Source organism: Mycobacterium sp. MUNTM1, assembly GCF_054660795.1.
Genome location: NZ_BAAGDE010000020.1, coordinates 43,265 through 63,508 on the forward strand (window position 1 = coordinate 43,265; position 20,244 = coordinate 63,508).

Consider the following 20,244-nt stretch of genomic DNA (forward strand, 5'->3'; position numbering starts at 1 on the left):
GGCGACCGAGACACGCAGACGTCGCGAGCACATCAGCAAACGGTCCCGCCCATCCGCGCGGGCAAAGAACGCACCACAGGGCCAGGATCGCGAACACCCCTGTCAGTGAACGGGCGACGCGCCGATCAGCAAATAGGGCCGTCTCGCTGTTTTCGATTCAGGTATGTGTGTAGAGTCTGATGTACATGCAATAAAGCGATGGGGCTCGCTCTACGCGCTCATTGCTCGGCTTTTTTGGGCCGGCCCGATGACGCTAATGGCTTCTACCCGTGGGTTGTCGACACACGCAACCCGCCCCGACAGGGTAGGAGCTGGTCATGCGTCCCGCTGTGTTCTTGCAGGTCCTGCAGAGCACGGTTGTCCTCGCCCTGTCACCGCTGTATTCGGGGGCGCTTGCGCGCGCCGAGGCGGTGGTGGCGTCAAAGCGCGGTCCCAGCGTCCTGCAGCCCTACCGAGATCTCGCCAAGTGGCTACGCAAGTCCAGCGCGGTCAGTGATCAGGCATCGTGGGTATTTCGCGGAGCACCGTTTGTGGCGTTCGCTTGTTACCTCACGGTCTCGGCAATCGTTCCGATCATCACCAATGAGCCTTTGCCCCTTGCCTTTCTCGCCGACCTGATCGGCGGCGCGTTTGTCCTCACCTTGGCATCGTTTGTTGTCTCGCTCGCGGGCTTGGACACGGCCAGCCCGCTGGGCGGTTTGGGGGCCAGCCGCGCCAGCTGGATTGGCAGCCTGGCCGAGCCCGCGCTGATCCTGGTGTTCTTTACCGTCGGGGCCGTATCCGCCTCGGACAACCCGTATTTGATGAATCACGCGGTCGCCAACTCCCCCTATGTGCTTGTGCTGCCCACCCATCTACTGGGCACGGTCGCCTTCTTTTTGCTGGTCTTGGTGGAAAACGGACGTATCCCGATCGACAGCCCGACAGGTTCGATTGAGATCTCGATGATCGAGGAAGGCCGCGTGCTCGAATACTCGGGCCGGCGCTATGCCCTAGTGAAGTGGGGCTCCTGGATGAAGCTCTTCGTGCTGTCGACGATCTTCATGAACGTGTTCGTGCTTCCTTGGGGCCTCGGTGATGCCAAGTCGATCAGCAGTGGCCTGCTGGCGGTTATCGCGTTGCTGGCCAAGCTCGCGGTGTGTGGTCTGGTGATCGTCATCATCGATACCTCGTTTGCCAAGTTGCGGTTCTTCCGGATCGCTGAATTCCTCGGCGCCTCGTTTCTGCTGGCTTTGGTCGGCATCGCGACCTCCTATGTGATCGGAGCATGAGCGTGGAGAGCCTGACTGCCACCTCGGGCGCGGGTGTGCTGCTTGACCTGTGTGGCGTGGTAATGCTGTTGTGCGCGTTCGCATGTCTGGGCTCCAAGCTGTTCAATCGCTACCTCACGTATTACGGCGCGCAATCATTTGTGCTGGCGATCGCCTGCGCGGTAGTCGCGTACAATTTCGGCCGCGTTGAACTGTGGGTATTGGCGGTCATCACCTTAATCGTCAAAGGGATTGGAATCCCGCTAGCCGCACGACGGCTCCTCATCGAGCGGCTCGAGCTTCAACGCGACGTCGCGATGTCCACCGGTTTATCCACGGCCATCATCCTCGGTGGTGCGCTGACCGCCTTCTCCTACTTGGTGATTCGACCCCAGTTACTACCTCAGGGCCTGGTGGCCTCGGCGGTGGTCCCACTGTCGACCGCGATGATTTTGCTCGGTTGCGAGGTCATGGTGGTGCGCCGCCACACCGTCGCTCAGCTCATCGGCTGGCTACTGGTAGAAAACGGAGTCTTTCTGGGCGCGATCACACTGGTGGCCACCTTCCCGTTCATTGTCGAAGCCGGCGTTTTTCTCGACATCGTCGCGGGTGTACTCATCATGGTCGTCTTTGTCTCCGGCCTGACTCGCCAACTCGCCGAGGCCAGTTCGGCTGAACTCAGGGAGCTACGAGGATGACCGCGATCGTGGTGTTGCTCGCCGCATTACCGCTGGCGACCTCAGCAGCCGCTATCGCCGGCGCTAAGGCCAGGTTGGCAGGCTACGTCGCTATCGGCGCCACGTGCGGTTCGTTCGGTCTGTCGGTGTGGCTGCTCTGGTGGATCAGCCACCACCACGTCGTTTCTGCCCTCTCGGGATTTGTCTACCTGGATAGCACGAGCGTGTTCTTTGTGTTCACCGTATCGGTGGTGGTGGTGCTGTCCTCATTCGGATCAGCTGCTTACCTTCGGGCGCAGGAGAATTCGGGCCAGCTCAGCCCGCTGCAGGTGCGCATGTACTTCGGATTCTTCGGAGCCTTCGCAGCGCTGATGTTGGCCTCGCTGAGTACGGGCAACTTGGGCATGCTGTTTGTACTCATCGAGGCCAGCACACTGGCAAGCGCGGCGCTAGTCGGCTTGGAGGCACAAGCCAGCTCGCTGGAGGCCGCGTGGAAGTACATCATCATCTCCTCTCTCGGCGTCACCATCGCCCTGGTTGGCACTATGTTTCTTTTCTACTCCGGCACCGGCCTGGCGCTCACCGACAACCTCAGGCTGACCTGGCCTTACCTATTCCAGCACGCATCTGAATTATCCCATCCCGCACTGCGATTGGCGTTCCTGCTCGCGGTGGTCGGCTACGGCACCAAGGTGGGCCTGGCGCCGATGCATACCTGGCTACCCGACGCGCATTCGGAAGCCCCGAGCCCCACCAGCGCGATGCTGTCAGCGGCGTTGCTCAACACCGGTATGTACGCAATCATTCGTTTTTTGGCCATCTCCCGCATCGGCCTGGGCGCCCATTACGTGCAGGTGGTGATGCTGTCGTTTGGGTTCGCCTCCGTCCTGATCGGGGCGCTATTCCTAGTAACCACAACGAACTTCAAGCGTCTATTCGCCTACTCATCGGTGGAGCACATGGGAATCATCGCGATCGCGGTGGGGTTCGGCGGGCAACTGGGCTGTTATGGCGCCATGCTGCACACGCTGAATCACGCGATTGGTAAGGCGGTACTGTTTCTTGCCAGCGGCGACATTGTGCTCAGCTATCGCACCCGTGATGCGACGAAAGTCCGCGGGCTGCTCGCGACGCTACCGCTGACTGCAGCCGTGCTTATGGTTGCCGTCTTCGCCATCCTCGGTTCACCCCCGTTCGGACTGTTCTTGTCCGAGTTAACCATTCTGCGTGCGGGTCTAGTCGGCCGCCCGCCGTGGCTTCCCTTGGCACTCTTGCTGTTACTGGTCCTTGCGTTCGTCGCTTTCGCTCGTCGGACGGTGCCCATGGTTGTCGGAGCGCCGCCGGAACAAACTCCGGTGTGCGCCCCTTACAGCGGGACTGAGCAGCGGGTGCTGGCGACAGTACCCCTCGTGACCGGCACGAGTGCCCTGCTGGTACTTGGTCTGTGGATCCCTGCCGGATTACACACGGCAATTCTTGCATCAATCGGGGTCCTGACATGACCGATGTTGATCGCGCCACCTGGCAGGCCATCCTGCCCAGCCAAATACGGGTAGTGCAGGCAAACGGGGTCGTTCGCGTCACTGTGCCCATCGATTTACTCCCCGCCACCGTGCAACAGCTGGGTGCCAGTGCCCGGCTGGCCGACATGTTCGCCGACCACCAGCCGCACGCAGATCCAGTCGTGCGTCTGGTGTGGGCACTCGATGTCGATGCACACCGGTACTTAGTGACCGAAACCTACTGCCCCACCGAAGAATATCCTTCGCTGTCTTCGGTCGAGCCTGCGGCATTCGTGGAGGAATGCGAGATTTACGAGCAATTCGGGTTACGGCCAGCCGATGGCGGACCGCTGAACCGAGTAGCGCTGCCTCCCCACGCCGATGCCAACTTCCCGCGACTGGGTCGAACGCCCCCCCGCGAAGCCGCAGATATCCGCGCCCCGCATACCGTCGGCGGAGCAGCGTTCGAATTCCCCTTCGGGCCGGTACGCGCGGCGGGCTTCGAATCGTTGTACTACGGCTTGGTCACCAGCGGTGAAGAAGTGGTCGACCTCTACCTATTCACCTGGCACAAATATCGCGGCATCGAATGGCGAATACGCGGAATGCAGCCACGCCAAGCGCTATTTCTAGTGGAACGAGCCGAAGGCCTCTCGGCGGCGTCTCATGCGTGGGCGTTCGCGGCTGCCATCGAAAAGGCGCTTCGCATCTCCGTCGCACCCGCTGCCAGCAGAATCCGCGCTGCAGCAGTAGAACTCGAACGGATCTACAACCACGTCGCTGCGATCGCAGCGCTGTGTCAGTCCACCGGCCTGGCGGTGGCCCAAGCACAGATCGAAGTCATCCTCGAACAGCTCCTGCGGATAGGCGCACGATTCTTCGGACACCGCTATCTGTTCGGCGTGATCGATATCGGCGGAGTTACCCGCGGAGTCGATCTACGCGGACTCAGCACCGAAACCCGCGCGGTGTGTGCCGATTTACGGGATGCAACCGACGCGCTCAACAGCACCAACTCCTTTCTCGACCGTTTAGAGGCCACCGGTCTCATCACCACGTCCCAGGCGAGTTCGCTGGGCCTCGTCGGCCCGGTAGCGCGGGCAAGCGGGCTGGCTGTAGATACACGCTGTGATCATCTGCAGCCCCCCTATGACGAGTATCCCGTCGACGTTGCCTGTGCCGACAGCGGTGACGTGCGGGCCCGCTATCACGTGTTTTTGGCTGAGATCAGCGCAGCAGTACGGCTGATCAAGGACCTCGCTGTACCCGATTGCGGCTTTGATGTTCAACCGGCGGCGATCCCGGTGAGCGCGGGATCCGGGCTCGGCTGGGCAGAATCGCCGCGGGGTGAGGCACTGGCGTGGGTCGAACTCGATTCGGACGGACGGATTCGTCGGGGCAGGCTACGCCCAGCAGCCGTGCGTAATTGGCGCGCCTTCGGAGATGGCGCGCGCTCCCAAAACGTGTTCACCGATATTCCGATCATCGAGGCCAGCTTCTGGCTTACCGCAGCCGGCAGGGCACGCTGATGGCGCTGTGGTTTCTTCGGGGGTTGCGCCGTGGGGTGGCGACTACCCGTTATCCGCGCGACGCGCCAGAACCCTGGACACATGAGCTGCCCACCCCGCCGGTGTTTGACGCCTCGCTGCTGGATACCGCGCTGGCCGAGCGCCTAGTCGAACTATGTCCGAGTTCGGCACTGCGACGTGACGGACAGGTGCTGATCTACGACGTCGGTGCCTGCACAGCCTGCGGGCGCTGCTGGACTGCGGCACCAGCCGCGGTGCAGCCCAGCAGGGTTTTCGAACTGTCGGCCACCGCCCGCGGACACCTTGTTAAGCGCATTACGTTACCTAAACCTGCTGTAAGGGAGGAACTCTCATGACCGAAGCGATGACCGTCTCAGGCGCCGCGCGCCGCCACCCCCATCACCCACTAGACCGCCGCGGATCGCTGCGATGGGCAAACACCCTTGTGCCTATTCCCGACGTCCACTTGGTCCGGCCTCGCATAAGCAATAGCGGTGGCCATGGCCCAGGCCATCGGCACCGTCAACACGAAGTAGGCGGTGACCGCGACCGGATCCCAGCACCGCGCGGAGACCCGTGAGGTGACATACGGCGCCGGCGCCCACAGATGACTGGTTCAGGACGGCAGCTACGAGGAGCAACCGATGCTTTACGAGTTCTGGCAGAACTTTACCCACAACCTGTTCAAGCCCCTGTTGTTGTTCTTCTACTTCGGGTTTCTGATCCCCATCCTGAAGGTGCGGTTCGAATTCCCCTACGTGATCTACCAAGGGCTGACCATGTACCTGCTGATAGCCATCGGCTGGCACGGCGGCGAAGAGCTCGCCGAGATCAACCCCACGAGCGTCGGGCGCATCGCGGGATTCATGGCGGCAGGCTTCATCTTGAACTTCCTCATCGGAACCATCGCGTACTTCCTGCTCAACCACCTGACCGGGATGCGCCGGATCGACCGCGCAACGGTCGCGGGCTATTACGGGTCCGACTCGGCGGGGACCTTCGCCACCTGCGTGGCCGTGCTCACCAGCATTGGCATCGCTTTTGACGCCTACATGCCAGTCATGTTGGCCATCATGGAGATTCCCGGCTGCCTGGTGGCGCTGTATTTGGTGGCGCGGCTGCGCAACCGGGGAATGGACGCCGACGGAAACATGCCCGGTGAAGCCGGCTACACCACGCCGGCGCCCGTGAGCCCGGGGCCTGGCACGGCGGCCCAACCATCCCTGGGCCAAAGCCTGGAGACCGGGCAGCCACGCGGGATCGGCCTAGAGCGAGAAACATCCCTGGGACGACGCGATCATCCCGCGGGGCCACCGGACGGCGATGACTCTGTGCGACATAGCAATAGAGCCACACTGCGGGAGGTTTTGCTCAACCCGGGGCTGTGTCTGCTGATCGGCGCCGTCATCGTCGGCTTCATCAGTGGCCTGCAGGGCCAGAAGGTCATTCATGACGACGACACCTTCTTCGTGTCAGCCTTTCAGGGCGCGCTGTGCCTGTTCCTGCTGGAGATGGGGATGACGGCCTCACGCACGTTGAAGGATCTCAAGTCCGCCGGTGTTGGCTTTGTCTTCTTCGGTCTCGTGGCGCCCAACATCTTCGCGACGCTGGGTATCGTGGTCGCCCGGGGGTATGCCTACTTCACTCACACTGAGTTTCGACCTGGCACCTATGTGCTGTTCGCGGTGCTGTGTGGTGCGGCATCCTATATCGCCGTTCCGGCTGTCCAGAGACTGGCGATCCCCGAGGCCAGCCCGAGCCTACCTTTGGCGGCGTCGCTGGGTTTGACGTTCTCCTACAACGTCACCATCGGAATCCCGCTCTATATCGAAATATCCCGGACCATCGGCCAGTACATCCCGTATATCCCCTAACGCAGATCGCCACCCACGAAAGGCTCTTTCATGGCAGCACCGACGCGCAGCGGAGGCCCAGACCCGCTGACCGAAGCGGACATCGGTAGGGCCGCGGAGAATCTGCGCCGTGGTGTCCGCGAGATGTTTGGCCGCAGTTTACATATCAGGACCGTCGACACCGGCTCATGCGCGGTGTGCGAACAAGAAATTCGGCTGTTGAGCGCACCGCATTACGATTTGCACCGGCTGGGATTTTTCTTTACCCCTGCCCCGCGCCACGCCGATATTCTCATGGTGACCGGTCCCGCCGTGCGCGCATTCGACGTCGCGCTGCACAAAACCTACGAGGCCATGCCTGAGCCCAAGCTCGTGATGGCCGTCGGCGCCTGCGCCCTCGGCGGCGTCTATCCCTCAGATCCGATCGTTCACGGAGCACTCGATGCCGTGCTGCCCGTCGACGTCTATGTGCCTGGCTGCCCACCCAGTCCCCTGGCACTGCTCCACGCGCTGCTGGTCGCGGTGGGTCGGCTCGCCGACAAGGTGTCCACGATGTCATTTGTGGATGACGGTGATCCGCCATGACCGCATGGGTCATGTTCGGCACAGCCGCCCTGCTGTGGGCTGGGGCGGCGATCACGGCGGTGTTCTCCGGTCCGGGAGCGCGACGCATTTCGCCCACGTTGGGTGGTGTGGGTGGCCTGGCCACGATCATCGGCGGGGTCAGAATGTTGTTCCTGCAGTCCGGGTCGGTGTCGAAGACCTTGGGCGGCAACGACATGGTGGGCGCGGTGACGCTGCGACTAACCCCGCTGGCAGGTGTGTTCGTCGTAGTGCTCGGCGCCGTCGCGATGGCAATCGCCTGCTATGTACCTCGATACCATCCGCGCGGCCGAGGCACCTCGCTGTATCTCGCGATCTATCACCTGGCGCTGCTGGCCACCCTGACCGTACTGCTCGCCGGCACGGTCGTGGTGTTCCTGGTGGCATGGGAATCGATGGCTTTATTGAGCTACCTGATGGTCTTGCGCCATCACCATCGAGACGACGTCGCCGCGGGCGCATTCTGGTTCCTGGCGCTCTCCGAGATCGGTTTCGGACTGATCGTCGCGGCCTTCCTGCTGCTCGCCGCCCACGCCGGCAGCACCGATTTCGCCGTGATCGCGGCATCTTCAATGCACCTCTCACCAGGAATCCGAGACGCCGTATTTATGCTGGCGCTGACCGGCTTTGGGTTCAAAGCCGGTCTCGTACCGCTGCATGTGTGGCTGCCCGAGGCGCATCCGGTGGCACCTGCCGACGGGTCGGGCTTCTTGTCCGGAATGGTGGTCAAACTGGGCGTCTACGGCATCCTGCTGTTTACCACCACGCTACTTAAAAGTGGGCCGCCATGGTGGGGTCTGGTCACCACGGGACTGGGCGCTCTCACCGCGGTCCTGGGCATCCTGTACGCACTCACCGAACGCGATATCAAGAAGTTTCTCGCCTACTCTACGATTGAGAACATCGGCGTCATTGCCATCGCGGTCGGGGCCGGCATGACGTTCACCTCCTACGGGCAAACCGCCTTGGGCGCGTTTTTGCTGCTGGCCGCGCTCTATCACGTTGTTAACCATGGCCTTTACAAAACGCTGCTGTTCTTGGAAGCCGGCGTGATCGAGCACGCCACCGGCACCCGCAACATGGATCGCCTCGGCGGCCTGATCCATCGGCTGCCACGCACCGCGATCCTCAGCATGATCGGCACCCTCGCCATTACGACTCTGCCCCCGCTCAACGGTTTTGTCTCTGAATGGCTGATTTTTCAAGGCTTGTTTCAGGGCTTTCGGATCCCGAGTCACCTTGTGGGCATCTTGATTGTCGTGGCCGCCGCATGTCTGGGACTCACCGGGGGCCTGGCCGTGTGCGCTTTCGTCCGCGCCTTCGGGATCCCCTTTTTGGGCATGCCCCGGACCGCGGACGCGGCCGACGCCACCGAATCCGCCCAGCCTGTATTCGGCGCGGCGCTTTTGGCGTCAGGCTGTGTGGCGCTCGGAGTCGGTGCCCCCCTGGTGATTACAGCGCTGGGCAGCGCTGTAGTCAGTGTTACCTCGGTGGACTTACTGCCCCGCGTACTGATCGGCAAACTCACCATTATTCCGGCAAACACCAACTTCTCGGCGTCCTCCCCCACCTACCTTGCCGCATTCCTACTCGCCACCTTGATCGTGCCGATGGCAATTCATGCGGCGGGCCGTCCTAAAACGCCCAGTCGGCAAACTCCGGTGTGGGACGGCGGGATCATCGCGTTCAAGCCACGAATGCAGTACTCGGCCATGACATTCGCAGCGCCGGTCAGAGTGACATTCGATCGCCTCTATCAACCCAGCATCACTGTGCAGCGCGCATCCGACGAACCTGCCGGGCGCTCCGGGCCAGTGCACTACGAATCCGAGGTCACTCCGCTATTCCAACGCTATCTCTATCGCCCCATCACACGTGCCGTGCAGTATTGCGCGCATCTGGTAACCCCCATCCAGTCGGGCGACGTCAACGTGTATCTGCTGTACGTATTCCTGGTTGTGCTGATCGCCTACCTACTCGGCGCACTCGGTACCCAATAACTGCATGCTGGTAAGAGCAAGCACAGAAGGAAGGAGGCTGGCGCCGATGCCTATCGACGTGACCGTGCTGCGGGTATTCACCGACAGTGAAGGCAAATTCGGCAACCTACTCGGCGTGGTTGACGCGGCGAGCGTGGCAGATGCCGACCGTCAACGCATTGCTGCCCAACTAGGCTACAGCGAGACCATTTTCGTTGATCTGCCTAAGGCGGGGCATCCGACAGCTACAGCTCACATCTTCACCCCCACGGTTGAATCGCCGTTCGTTGGCCATCCTGTCGTGGGGGCCGCATGGTGGCTGCGAGACCGCGAGACCCCCGTTCGAAGCCTGCGGCTCCCAGTCGGCGTCGTCGAAGTCGATTACACCGCACAACTTGCGGTGATCCGGGCCTTCGCTGAATGGACTCCTGAATTTGTGATGCACGAACTGATTTCACCTCAGGACGTCATCGACGCCGACCCCAGTGACTATTTCGATGACTTCCCGCACTACGTGTGGGCATGGATCGACCGCGACGCCGGGCAGCTGCGCTCGCGATCGTTTGCCCCCGAGCTTGGAGTTCAGGAAGACGAAGCCACGGGTACTGCGGCTATCCGCCTGAGCGAACAGCTCAGCCGAGATCTGACCATCACCCAAGGCAAAGGGTCAGTCATCCATACTCGCTGGAGTTCCCGCGGCTGGGTAAGCATCGCTGGTCGCGTCGGCCGCGCCGGAGTGGCCCATGTCGCCTAGCCCGATTTGGTAAGCACTGTTCACGGACGAATGAGGTTTTTATGCATGCTCGACGCGACCGTATTGTATTGGCGCCAAAGCGACTTCGCCCCGAGGGGACTAACCTGCCCCGAACAACGCCGACGGGCCGCAGCGCCGCACGCCCACCATGCAGCCAGGTTTCGCTGCGACAACCCGATAGCGCCCGACCGCCCGCATCTCCCGTCGATCGGGTTGTCCTGAGGGCCCAAACATGCTTACCTGCAAGATATGACCGCTGACGCCGACGACGGCCGCCGTGAACGAGACGACGAAGCCCAAAAAAATTGGCTCACCGCCGGGGTCGGTGCGGTCGGTGCGTCCAGCTTCTTCTCCGACACCGGTCACGAGATTACGACGTCGGTCCTGCCCGCCTTCCTGACCGGCACGCTAGGCGCATCAGCAGCCGCACTTGGCATCATCGACGGAATCAGTGACGCCTTAATCGGAATCATGAAATTGGTGGGTGGCCCACTCGCGAACGATCCCGACAAACGCGGACGCGCCGCCTCGGGTGGTTACCTCGGTACCGCATTGGCGACCGGCGCGATCGGGGCGGCCATGACGGTGTGGCAGGTCGGCGTGCTGCGCGCTTTTGCCTGGCTGTCTCGTGGTCTGCGGTCCCCGGCGCGTGACGCGCTGTTGGCGTCGCTGAGCCCAGAGTCCGCGCATGGGCGGGCATTTGGTCTCGAACGCGCGGGCGACAATCTCGGTGCGGTCGCAGGTCCTTTATTGGCCGCGGGGTTAGTGGCCTGGCTCGGCGTACGGCCGGCGCTTTTTCTCGCCGCTATTCCCGGTTTGTTTGCCGCCGTGGCGATCACGGTGGCCGCCCGGCAATCTCGGCGGACAATCTCTTCGGGCAGTCGTTCCGCCGGGCGACGATTGGAGTTCGCCGCTTTACGCGACGCCGGGATGCTGCGGGCGCTGTTGCCAGTGGCGGTGTTTGAGTTCGGGAACCTCACGGCCACGCTGCTGATCCTTCGCGCCACCCAATTATTGAGCTCGCCGCAACGCACCATCACCGCCGCGGCGTCGCTGGCAATTCTGGTTTATGCCGCCCACAACATCGTGGCCACGGGAGCATCGCTGGCGGCGGGCAGATGGTATGACAGGACTGGGCCGCGCACGGTCTTTGCCGCGGGTGCAGGAGTTTACGTGGTTTCCTATCTGATGTTTGCGGTCGGGTCACACAGTGCGCTCGTCGTGGGGCTGGCCTTTTCGTTGGCCGGTGCCGGTATCGGGCTGGCCGAACCGACGCAGTCAGCCGTCGTTTCCCAGCTCCTTCCAGATCATCTGCGCGGCTCGGGATTCGGCGTGCTTGGGGCTGTTCAAGCGGTGGGCGACGTGGTGGCGACAGTCGTGGCCGGGGTGCTTTACACCGTGGTGAGCGCAGAAGCTGCCTTCGTGTATGCCGCCGTGTGGATGGTGCTCGCCGTCGTGGTTGCGGGTATGTTGCGCCCGTCGCGTTCCTGACGCAAAGGAGTCAGCCGGACGATACGGTTTGGTGACGGATGTTGCGGCCCGCGGTGTCGCCGAATACCCGGAGAAATGAGTCCTGGCCATAGCTGGTGGGCTCCGGTTGTCCCGGCGCGACCTGGAAGGTCCGCTGCCCGTCGTCGCGGCGTTGGGCACGCAAGAAAAGATAGCTCGGGTTGTCTTGTGAGCTGAGCTGGTGCGCGAGATCGTAGAGGTGGGTCACGAACACGACCTTAACTCCGCTTTCCACCATGGCGCGGATGACATCTCGCGCGATCTGCGACCCTTCTCGCTCATTGGTCGAGGCGAAGGACTCATTGCATAACAGCAGTGATGTCGAGCCCACCACGTCGGCGATGTCGCTCATGCGGGCAAGTTCCTCGTCGAGCTTGCCGTGGGCATGGGTGTCGTCTTCTTCGCGCTTGAAGTGCGTGAAGACGGCGTCACGAATGTTGGCCTGAAAGGAGGTGGCGGTGACGAACATGCCGGCTTGCATCATCACCTGCGCAGCGCCGACGCTGCGCAGAAACGTCGACTTTCCGCCTTCATTGGCCCCAGTGATCACGATCAATGCTTTCCCTTGCGCCTCGATATCGTTTCCGATCACCGGTTGCGCGGCGGTCAAGCACAACGCCACGTCGCGCAGGTCGCGGCAGCAGAACTGCGCCGGGACCACGGGTGTGGGAATCGGAAAGCAGGTAGGCGCACCCGCTGTCGTGAGCTTTTCGTAGAGGTTGCTGCATGCCAAATAGAAGCCCAGTTCGGTGCGTAGCCGGCCGAAGAATCCCTCGACGTGATCGGCGGATCGAGTGACGGTGTTGGCGATATCGTTGATGGCGCGTCCGGCCAACTCGGTGAGCGCTTTGGCGCCGTTCTCGTCACGGTCGTCAACGACGAACCCACAACTGCCACTGTGACTTCCGGTTAATTTGTCCCACCAATTGCGGCGGGGCGGCTGGTGCAGGAGGTAGCCGGTGCCCTTATTGCCCGGCCCCAGTGCAGCGCTGAGCATCACGCCGCGTGGTAGATGCAACTCCCGAAGGTCGGCATCGAGCTGGTCGAGGTACTCGTTGCAGATCTGAGTGGCAATCATGTCCAGCAGCTGCCGAAACCCCGGCGAGCTAAATCTGTCGCCGTGTTCGTCGCACAGAGCCCGCATCTGCCGCAGGTTCTCTACCAGCAGTTCCAGGATTCTGACCGAGCGGCGCAGGATAACTTGCGGGTCACGCGACATCAACCCGCCGAGGAACACCTTGCGCCGAACCTCGACGCCGTCGACGGCGACATCGTACATCTGCTGCACCACAGCGCGATTAGCCAGGCAGTCAGCCAGGACTTGTTGACGGTAGACGATGACGTCGGGATCGGTAACCGCAAGCGGCACGATCTTTTTCGCGGTGTCAAGTAAGAATTCATCACCGCCAGCCATGGCTTGGTAGACGCGCCGCAGCTCCAAGTCGTCATCGACGAGGTCTTGCAATCGCCACGGAAGTCGTGGAGAGAGATCGGGGTCGTGGAGTGGGTGGAGAAGTCGTACTCTCATTGGCTGATCCTTCGCCCCAGGGCGTCATAGCTTAGCCCATATTTGTCGGCGAGCGCTGCGGCATACGCCAGACCGTCCGCGGGGCGGCGGGTGAACTTAAACGTTCGCTGCGTTGGATCGTCTTGCGCGACGTCGCCTACCATACTCACGCACACCGGATCCAGTGCGGAAAGCTCATCGAGGAAACTGACATAGACCGCGATGCAGCGCAGCGCGATGATTCGTTCGAGTACCTCTCGACCAATCAACAGGGCATCGTTGACGGTCGTCGACGAGAAGCTTTCATTCATGACGATGATGCTGGCATCGGTTGCGCGCGAGAGGATGTCATGAATGCGGACCAGCTCATCGTCGAGCTTTCCATGAAGTGTCGAGAGGTCTTCTTGTCGCTCAAAGTGAGTGAAGATCTGGTCGGGCAAGGTCAGCCTGGCGTTACTGGCAGGGACCGGGCAGCCCAGCGAGGCCAGGTAGGCGTTTTGGCCGATGGTTCGGGCAAGAGTTGTTTTACCGCCCTGGTTTGGGCCGGTCACAACAAAGATGCGCTCGGATCCCGACAGATAGAAGTCGTTGGTGACGGGGCGATCATCCTCTTGCACGGCGTTGATGGCGAGCGCCACGTCGAACGCATCGGCGACGTCCATCACGCCGGGATCGTCGGTCAGCTCCGGGTAACAAAACCGAAGCCCGACCGCGCGGAAGCGGCCGATGAAGGCCAGATAGGACAGATAGAAGTGAATCTCGTGCTCAAACCGTGCGATGGTCGGTTCGATAAAGTGTTCGTGTCGCCGGCTGAAGTGATCCAGCGCGGAAAAGGCCTCCGGATGCAGTTTGGCCACACATTCGAGGATCTGCTCCTCGATGTGGTTCATGTCGTTGAATTCGGGAAGGGCCACTCGATAGTCCTTGCTGACCTCGGTGGCGAAACGTTCGAACGTTTCAGCGATGGCGGAGCTGTAATCCGTTTGTTCGTCGAACTTTTCGACGTGTACCTGCAGGCCCTCGATGTGCACCAGGTAGCGCACGGTGTGCAGCTGCTCGCGCATCGTCTGGGTTTCGGCGACCAGCGTGGTGAAAACCTCGCTATCGACATAGCCCGTGAGGTGTTCAGCAAAGTTGCGCAGACCCGAAGAACGCATGGGGGTGTCGGCGAGCTCATCGCGCAGCAGTTCCACGGTGCGGCAATAGCTTTCAATCGCGGCGATCAGCCATCCTTGGCGCTGCAGCCGATGCCAGGCATTCCTGGCCACGTTGAGCCGACCCCGCATCGCGCGCATGCCGTCAACAAACTTCTGTATCGCTGAGCGTGTTTGTCCGTCTTCGAGGTCAGTGAACACCTGCTGGCGGTATTGCACTGCGCGCAGGCCATGCAGGGGTGCACAGAAAGTACTTGCGATGTCACTGTCGCCATATCCGGCCGTCGCCGCGGCCAGGATCTGATCAAGGTGCAGATCGGTGAAGAGGTCCGGTGGTGGGGAGCTGCTTCGCGTACCACCAGTGCCGGGATCAAGGATGCTGGTAAAGCCCGCCATTGTGCGCTCACCCGCCTTCTACCGTGAGTCATTCGTTGGTAGAAGCCATCAGCCGGCGCGGCGGTTGCGGCGAGCTTCATCGCCGTAACCGCGATGCTACCCGAGATCAGCGCGGGGTGCTCGTGGTTGCGCCAGGTTGTGCCTTCAGGCTTTGGAGAGTTGGTGGGGGCAGTAGAATTTCGCGGAGATCAAGGCGAAATTCGATGCCTGCTCCATATCCATTCCGGGATTGTGGATTTTCACATCGTGGACCAGCTCGAGGCCCGACTCACCATTGTTCAAGCACGAGCACACCGCTCTACCCGCCCCGACGGCCGCATCCGGGCTGGCGAAACTGAAACCGGCTTGGCGCAGCGCGGCGATGAAGGCCCCGTCGTCGCCGTCCGGCTCAGGAATAGGATCGCCGTACACCGGCGGGGCCAGGCCGATCACGGCGGAAACGCCTAGTAGCGCCAGAACCAATCTCATCACTCGTCAAACTCCTAATCGTCTCGCGCTTAACCTGACTGGGTGTCTGCGTCAGCCGACAGAGTTTTGGACTTGTTTTTCTTTGTCAGGTGTACCGCGTGGATGCCGGGCTTTCTCGCGAGCTGCTCGAGCAGCGCGTCAAGACCTTCTTGATCGACGTTGTGGTGTTGCACCGTTTCGGGTTTCTCCGAGATCTGCGCAACCAGACGCTTCAGCTGCTCTGGTGATTGCTTGTCTTTGAGATCTTTAATCGGCGTCATGCGGTTTCGGACGCCGGCGCGCGCCACCGTGGGCCCGCCGGCGCCGAGGGCGCTTCCAAGCATCCCCGCCATACCCATGGAACTGAACAGGCTGCCTTCGCCTAAGGCGCGCGCCGGTATCGCTTCGGGCCCGGCGGCCGACAAGGCGGCGGCCACCGTCCTGATCGCCGGCGTGGCCGAAGCCCAGCTCGGTGGGACGGTCAACGCCCCGACCAGAGTGCCGCGTCCAAAGCCTGCCGCCGGACTGACTGCGCTGTATAGCGTGCCGCGACCAAACCCCAACCCGCCCAGCCCGGCTCCCAACGCGTCCTTGGGCAGCGCGCCGTAGGCGGCGGGCGGGGCGAACTTGAGCCATTGGGAGAGCGGGAAGTTGATCAGCAAGCCGATGTCGTTGAACTGCGTGGTCAGGCCCAGCGGCACCTTTACCGCGTTGTACATGGCCGTGTAGAAGTCGGCTCCTCCGGGGACGGTGTTGAACAGGTCCGTCATGAACGTTTGATAGAGGTAGGCGAGGTTTGCCGGGATGGAAAACGGCCCGCTGTAGGGCAAGGTGGTGGTCGCCGCGTCTGACACGGCCTTGGTGACGCCGCCGGTCGCGGTGCTGGTGGCGTTGGACACCGCGGCCGCCTGCATCGGTGCGGCCGCCTCATTGGTGGTTTGTGGTGGATCGGTGAACTGGTCCAAGCCGTTGGAAGCGCTTGCAGAGGACGCGAAGTAGGTGTCCATCGCCTCGGCGTCTTGGGCCCACATGTCGCTGTACTGCGCCTCAGTCGCGGCAATCGCGGCGGTGTTCTGCCCGAACAAGTTGGTCGCGACCAGCTGGGCCAGCAAGGCCCGATTTTCGGCGATCACCGGGGGCGGCACGTGCGCGGCGAATGCCGTCTCATAGGCTGCCGCGGCCTCGCTGGCCCGGAGCGCTGATGTGGAGGCCTGGGCCGCGGTCTGCTGCATCCAGGCCACGTAGGGCGCGGCCGCGGCCGCCATAGCGATCGAGGACGGGCCCACCCACGGCCCAGCGGACAGGCTCGAGATCACCGACGAATACGCCGTCGCGGTGGACTGCAACTCGGTGGCCAGGTTCTCCCAGGCCGTGGCCGCGGCCACCAGCGACCCAGCGCCCGGGCCGGCATACATCCGGCCCGAGTTGAACTCCGGCGGAAAGGCTCCATAAAACATGGGCGTACCCCTTACCTGCTGGCGGGCGTATGAGCCGATAGCGGTTGGCTGCCAGGGGATTTGGTCATTGGAATCACTCCTCGACGCATGGGATCACGATGATGGTGGCCGCGGCCGGATCCGCGTCGGTCACAACGCCGCCCAGCGAACTGCCCGCCGCGCCGGCGCCACCCGCCGGACGGGTCGCGCTGGCGGCGACGGCGCGTCCGGCCAGGCTGGATAACCCCATCTGGCTGAAGACGCCCTCCTCGCCGGCCAGCGAGGCGGCAGGAGCGGCCGCCGCGTTGGTGGGGAACACCTGGGCCAGTGTCCTGATTGCCGGGGCCGCTTCAGTCCAGCCCTGCGGCACCGACATGCTGCCGACCAGGGCCGCTTTGCCCATCGCCCCCGACACCGGTCCAGCGCCAATGCTCGAGCTCAGCATTGGCTTGACAGCGGCGCCACTGGTCAGCGGTGCCAACGCCCCCGAGATGGCTTTCGGCCCGGCCAGATACGCGGCGGCGCCCTGCCCGTTCTGGCCCCAGGCGTACGCCTGCCCAAACGACAGGAATGGACCGCCGGGAATGGTGGACCACGACTGCGGGGAGTACACGCCGGTAACGACCGACCAAAACTCGTTCCAGTTGGTAATGACCGGCGGCACAGTAAGTCCACTGCCTGATGACGGATCAGCAGCCGCCGGTGTCGCGGCCTGTACCGCAGGCTGCAGCGTGCTGCTGAGCTGGGATACCTGCGTGGCCGTGTTCGAACTGGACTGGGCGGTGCTGTGGCTGACCGCGGCGGCTTGCGTCGGTGCGGCCGATTCGTTGGTAGTCCTGGGCGGCTCGGTGAATGGCGTCAGCTGCGACGCGGCGGCCGAGGAGGCCGCATAGGCGTACATGGCGGCGGCGTCCTGCGCCCACATCTCCCCGTAGTGGGCTTCAGTGGCAGCGATCGCCGGGGTGTTTTGCCCCAGGATGTTGGTAGCGACCAAGGTTGCGAGCAGGGCGCGGTTGGCCGCGATCACTGGCGGCGGCACGGTGGCCGCGAACGCCGTCTCGTAGGCGCCCGCGGCGATCTTCGCCTGCGCGCCCGCCTGCTCGGCTTGCGCGCCCGTCGTGTGAATCCACGCCACATATGGGGCCGCCGCGGCCGCCATGGCGATCGAGGACGGACCCGTCCAGGGGCCCGCCGAAAGGGTCTGGATAGTCGAGTTGTATGACGCTCCTGTGCTGTGCAATTCCGCGGCCAATTCATCCCATGCCGCTGCAGCGGCCAGCAACGGTCCCGATCCCGCGCCGACGTACATCCGCCCGGAGTTGATCTCGGGCGGAAGCGCCCCGAAATCCAACATCAACAACCTCCCTGATGTCTCGAGGCCGTGTCGGTGGCTGGATGTGCAGCTGAGCTCACACGGGAGCCGTCGATGCGGCCGTATACTGCTCGTGAATGACCCCGGCCTGCACGGTAATTGCCCGACGCGCCGCGGCGCTCGCCGCGATCCGCGCGAGAGGTCGGCGCTGAGGGCTGGGCCGCGCCGGCAAATAGTCCGGTGCTTGTCGGGGTGGACGCGGCCGCGGTTGCAGCGGCCATCGGCGATGCTCTAGAAATCCATTGGAGCGACCGGATGTTCGCTTCGTCAGCTAGAACAGCTCGGTCGGCGAGGTATTGCTTAGGCAACGGTCGCGGCGGCTTTGGGGCTGCGCCCCAATGGCATTGATATCGTCCGGCGGGTAGGGGCTGCCGTGGCGCGCCGTGCAGAGAATCGTCGCGAACGGTGGGCGAAGGAAACGGTCGATCAGAGTTCGCCGAAGCGTCAGCGGCGATCTCTGCGCCGCAGCGAAACGTCAGCTCGCTTGCCTGACATGCCATTTGCCCCACCCGCCTTCTACCGTGAGTCGTTCGCGCGGTAGAAGCCATTAGCCGGGTGCGGCGGTTGAGGCGAGCTTCATCGCCTGGGTCAATGCTACCTCATGTTGGTCTCATCCGGCCGCCGGTGAGCGAGGTACGACGTGTGGAGTGCGTGACTTGGCCGCGAGATCGCTGACGCTGCAGGAGACGAGTTGTGACAGGGTCAGCTGATGACTGCCTGCGGCAGTGCTGGCGGCGTGCACGACGGCGCCGTGTTGGGCGGCCAAACCGGCTGGTTCGGTAGTCAACTGGGGCTGGCTGAATGACGCCAACCTGCTTGCCGCCGCTGGGGATCCTGCGTATTCATACATCGCAGCCACGTCTTGGATCCACATTTCGACGTAGTGCAATTCGGTGGTCGCGATCGCCGGGGTGTTTTGTCCGAAGAAGTTGATCGCGACCAGCGTCATCAACAGAGTACGGTTGGCGGCGATCACAGGCGGCGGCATTGTCATCGAGAAGGCGAGTTCGTAGGCTGCGGCGGCCTCTTTACACTGGGCGGCAGTGTGCTCGGCCTGGGTCGCGCTGGCATGTAGCCAGCCCGCGTAGGGCAGCGCCGCGGCGGCCATTGCTACCGACGCTGGCCCCAGCCACCGGCTGCCGGCCAGTTCCGTAATGATGGATCCGTATCCAGCGGCGACCGGCGATAGCTCGAGGGCCAGCGTGTCCCACGCCGTGGCGGCGGCGATGAGCGGGCCCGCACCGGGGCCGGAATACATTCTGGTGGAGTTGATTTCGGGAGGCAGCGCTTCGAACCCCAGCATCGGCTTCCCTACTCACATGGTGGCGACAGTGTTGGCGGCTTCGGTCGCCGCATAGCTGCCGGCGCTAGTTGTCAGCGTCGACACGAATGACTCGTGGATTGTCTGCGCTTGAGCGCTCATCGCCTGATACATGGTTGCGTGGGCGGCGAACTGCATCGCTGTCAGTGCCGATACCTCGTCTGCGGCAGCAGGTATCACTCCGGTAGTCGGCGGGGCAGCTGCGGCGTTTTGGGCACTCAGCGCCGAACCCAGACCCGCCAATTTGGCCGCTGCGGCAATCAGCTCTTCGGGTTGTGTCGTGACAAACGACATGGATTTTCCTTTCCCTGGTCACCGGAGGTTGCGCACGTGGATGATTCACCTGGGACACGGGGCGCGCGGGCTGATCTGGCCAGTGATGCTTCCGCGCCGCGGTAGCCGAACCCGTTGCGCCTAAGCTAGTTCTGGCCCCAGTCGGCAACAACCGACAAATTGAAGACGTCGGGCCGTCGCACAGCCCACCAAGGTGTGCGTCACTGTGTGAGCACTCATCGCTCGAGCAGCTTCGCGTCTTGCGTCCGGTTGATCTGCCCGCACCCAACTGGCCGGCGTGAAATGCGGGCCAAGGATTTAGCAAGTGCAACAAGCTGGTTGAAGCGTACGCATTCCCCTTGCTGACAACCGTATGTACTGCTGAAGGACACAACCGGATGCGCTGATGCCATGAATGGCAGACGCTGACTTCACCAACGTTCGGGCTCCACGCCAATTTTCCCCGCCTTCTACCCTGACCTACTCAGTGGGTAGAAGCCATTAGCCGTATGGCGGTTGAAGGTGAGCCTCATCACCTGTCAGCGATATTAATGGCAGGTCAAGCTTCAGCGCAACCATCGTTGAGATTCGGTGGCGAATCGCCCCGTAGCGGGCCATGATGGGAGAAGGCGGTGGGGCTCGCCGAAACCGCAGACTAGTGCCAATAGCCCCTGCGGTCTGC

The 20,244-nt window shown here is 62.8% G+C and carries 16 protein-coding genes and 4 riboswitches; of the genes, 9 read left to right on the forward strand and 7 right to left on the reverse strand.

The genetic code is table 11. The annotated features are described in order from the left end of the window. Positions 1-317: 317 nt before the first annotated feature. The 9 genes from ACYQ8K_RS13705 to ACYQ8K_RS13745 all read left to right on the forward strand — a co-directional run bounded on the left by ACYQ8K_RS13705 (position 318) and on the right by ACYQ8K_RS13745 (position 11,638). The gene (locus tag ACYQ8K_RS13705; RefSeq protein ID WP_459969738.1) at positions 318-1,271 is read left to right on the forward strand and encodes a respiratory chain complex I subunit 1 family protein; all 954 of its coding nucleotides are present in this window, start codon (positions 318-320) and stop codon (positions 1,269-1,271) included. Beyond that, positions 1,268-1,948: a hypothetical protein gene (locus tag ACYQ8K_RS13710; protein WP_459969740.1), complete on the forward strand. Its 681-nt coding sequence runs from the start codon at positions 1,268-1,270 to the stop codon at positions 1,946-1,948. The genes ACYQ8K_RS13705 and ACYQ8K_RS13710 overlap by 4 nt, the downstream gene beginning before the upstream one ends. Next, positions 1,945-3,429 (forward strand): proton-conducting transporter transmembrane domain-containing protein, encoded by a 1,485-nt coding sequence (locus ACYQ8K_RS13715; protein ID WP_459969742.1) that lies wholly within the window; start codon positions 1,945-1,947, stop codon positions 3,427-3,429. Before ACYQ8K_RS13710 ends, ACYQ8K_RS13715 begins: the two co-directional genes overlap by 4 nt. Next, entirely contained in the window at positions 3,426-4,958 is a 1,533-nt protein-coding gene (locus ACYQ8K_RS13720; RefSeq protein ID WP_459969744.1) for a hydrogenase large subunit, read from the forward strand. Before ACYQ8K_RS13715 ends, ACYQ8K_RS13720 begins: the two co-directional genes overlap by 4 nt. 644 nt (positions 4,959-5,602) lie before the next feature. Further along, complete coding sequence (locus ACYQ8K_RS13725) at positions 5,603-6,832, forward strand: sodium-dependent bicarbonate transport family permease (RefSeq protein WP_459969745.1); 1,230 nt, start codon at positions 5,603-5,605, stop codon at positions 6,830-6,832. A 30-nt stretch (positions 6,833-6,862) separates the two neighbouring features. Continuing rightward, the gene (locus ACYQ8K_RS13730; RefSeq protein ID WP_459969747.1) at positions 6,863-7,396 is read left to right on the forward strand and encodes an NADH-quinone oxidoreductase subunit B family protein; all 534 of its coding nucleotides are present in this window, start codon (positions 6,863-6,865) and stop codon (positions 7,394-7,396) included. Beyond that, on the forward strand, positions 7,393-9,414 hold the full coding sequence (locus ACYQ8K_RS13735) for a proton-conducting transporter transmembrane domain-containing protein (RefSeq protein ID WP_459969749.1): 2,022 nt from the start codon (positions 7,393-7,395) through the stop codon (positions 9,412-9,414). Before ACYQ8K_RS13730 ends, ACYQ8K_RS13735 begins: the two co-directional genes overlap by 4 nt. Before the next feature lie 46 nt (positions 9,415-9,460). Continuing rightward, a complete protein-coding gene (locus tag ACYQ8K_RS13740; RefSeq protein WP_459969750.1) occupies positions 9,461-10,147 on the forward strand; it encodes a PhzF family phenazine biosynthesis protein in 687 nt (228 codons plus the stop codon). Between the two features lie 249 nt (positions 10,148-10,396). Then, on the forward strand, positions 10,397-11,638 hold the full coding sequence (locus tag ACYQ8K_RS13745) for an MFS transporter (RefSeq protein ID WP_459969752.1): 1,242 nt from the start codon (positions 10,397-10,399) through the stop codon (positions 11,636-11,638). A 10-nt stretch (positions 11,639-11,648) separates the two neighbouring features. Here ACYQ8K_RS13745 and ACYQ8K_RS13750 read toward each other — a convergent pair whose 3' ends face one another. The 7 genes from ACYQ8K_RS13750 to ACYQ8K_RS13780 form a co-directional block, all read right to left on the reverse strand. After that, positions 11,649-13,184: a MutS-related protein gene (locus tag ACYQ8K_RS13750; RefSeq protein WP_459969754.1), complete on the reverse strand. Its 1,536-nt coding sequence runs from the start codon at positions 13,182-13,184 to the stop codon at positions 11,649-11,651. Continuing rightward, a complete protein-coding gene (locus ACYQ8K_RS13755) occupies positions 13,181-14,713 on the reverse strand; it encodes a MutS-related protein (RefSeq protein ID WP_459969756.1) in 1,533 nt (510 codons plus the stop codon). Before ACYQ8K_RS13755 ends, ACYQ8K_RS13750 begins: the two co-directional genes overlap by 4 nt. 32 nt (positions 14,714-14,745) lie before the next feature. Further along, a riboswitch (Fluoride riboswitch) is annotated at positions 14,746-14,806 on the reverse strand. A 51-nt stretch (positions 14,807-14,857) separates the two neighbouring features. Beyond that, on the reverse strand, positions 14,858-15,184 hold the full coding sequence (locus tag ACYQ8K_RS13760; RefSeq protein ID WP_459969758.1) for a DUF732 domain-containing protein: 327 nt from the start codon (positions 15,182-15,184) through the stop codon (positions 14,858-14,860). Between the two features lie 26 nt (positions 15,185-15,210). Then, positions 15,211-16,617: a PPE family protein gene (locus ACYQ8K_RS13765; protein WP_459969760.1), complete on the reverse strand. Its 1,407-nt coding sequence runs from the start codon at positions 16,615-16,617 to the stop codon at positions 15,211-15,213. A gap of 73 nt (positions 16,618-16,690) precedes the next feature. Further along, positions 16,691-17,950 carry a PPE family protein gene (locus ACYQ8K_RS13770; protein ID WP_459969762.1) on the reverse strand — a complete coding sequence of 420 codons (1,260 nt, stop codon included), beginning with the start codon at positions 17,948-17,950 and terminating at the stop codon, positions 16,691-16,693. A gap of 549 nt (positions 17,951-18,499) precedes the next feature. Next, positions 18,500-18,561, reverse strand: a riboswitch (Fluoride riboswitch). A gap of 17 nt (positions 18,562-18,578) precedes the next feature. Then, entirely contained in the window at positions 18,579-19,271 is a 693-nt protein-coding gene (locus ACYQ8K_RS13775; protein WP_459969764.1) for a PPE family protein, read from the reverse strand. 12 nt (positions 19,272-19,283) lie between these two features. After that, the gene (locus ACYQ8K_RS13780) at positions 19,284-19,583 is read right to left on the reverse strand and encodes a PE family protein (RefSeq protein ID WP_069401093.1); all 300 of its coding nucleotides are present in this window, start codon (positions 19,581-19,583) and stop codon (positions 19,284-19,286) included. Positions 19,584-20,047: 464 nt separating this feature from the next. Beyond that, a riboswitch (Fluoride riboswitch) is annotated at positions 20,048-20,108 on the reverse strand. A gap of 73 nt (positions 20,109-20,181) precedes the next feature. After that, a riboswitch (Fluoride riboswitch) is annotated at positions 20,182-20,243 on the forward strand. Position 20,244 lies beyond the last annotated feature (1 nt).

Excerpts from the sequence above, each read along its gene's own strand:
- ACYQ8K_RS13705 (WP_459969738.1), top strand. The coding sequence starts at position 318 with ATGCGTCCCGCTGTGTTCTTGCAGGTCCTGCAGAGCACGGTTGTCCTC.
- ACYQ8K_RS13725 (WP_459969745.1), top strand. The coding sequence starts at position 5,603 with ATGCTTTACGAGTTCTGGCAGAACTTTACCCACAACCTGTTCAAGCCC.
- ACYQ8K_RS13720 (WP_459969744.1), top strand. The coding sequence starts at position 3,426 with ATGACCGATGTTGATCGCGCCACCTGGCAGGCCATCCTGCCCAGCCAA.
- ACYQ8K_RS13735 (WP_459969749.1), top strand. The coding sequence starts at position 7,393 with ATGACCGCATGGGTCATGTTCGGCACAGCCGCCCTGCTGTGGGCTGGG.
- ACYQ8K_RS13755 (WP_459969756.1), bottom strand. The coding sequence starts at position 14,713 with ATGGCGGGCTTTACCAGCATCCTTGATCCCGGCACTGGTGGTACGCGA.
- ACYQ8K_RS13750 (WP_459969754.1), bottom strand. The coding sequence starts at position 13,184 with ATGAGAGTACGACTTCTCCACCCACTCCACGACCCCGATCTCTCTCCA.
- ACYQ8K_RS13730 (WP_459969747.1), top strand. The coding sequence starts at position 6,863 with ATGGCAGCACCGACGCGCAGCGGAGGCCCAGACCCGCTGACCGAAGCG.
- ACYQ8K_RS13710 (WP_459969740.1), top strand. The coding sequence starts at position 1,268 with ATGAGCGTGGAGAGCCTGACTGCCACCTCGGGCGCGGGTGTGCTGCTT.
- ACYQ8K_RS13775 (WP_459969764.1), bottom strand. The coding sequence starts at position 19,271 with ATGCTGGGGTTCGAAGCGCTGCCTCCCGAAATCAACTCCACCAGAATG.
- ACYQ8K_RS13715 (WP_459969742.1), top strand. The coding sequence starts at position 1,945 with ATGACCGCGATCGTGGTGTTGCTCGCCGCATTACCGCTGGCGACCTCA.
- ACYQ8K_RS13780 (WP_069401093.1), bottom strand. The coding sequence starts at position 19,583 with ATGTCGTTTGTCACGACACAACCCGAAGAGCTGATTGCCGCAGCGGCC.
- ACYQ8K_RS13770 (WP_459969762.1), bottom strand. The coding sequence starts at position 17,950 with ATGTTGGATTTCGGGGCGCTTCCGCCCGAGATCAACTCCGGGCGGATG.
- ACYQ8K_RS13740 (WP_459969750.1), top strand. The coding sequence starts at position 9,461 with ATGCCTATCGACGTGACCGTGCTGCGGGTATTCACCGACAGTGAAGGC.
- ACYQ8K_RS13745 (WP_459969752.1), top strand. The coding sequence starts at position 10,397 with ATGACCGCTGACGCCGACGACGGCCGCCGTGAACGAGACGACGAAGCC.
- ACYQ8K_RS13765 (WP_459969760.1), bottom strand. The coding sequence starts at position 16,617 with ATGTTTTATGGAGCCTTTCCGCCGGAGTTCAACTCGGGCCGGATGTAT.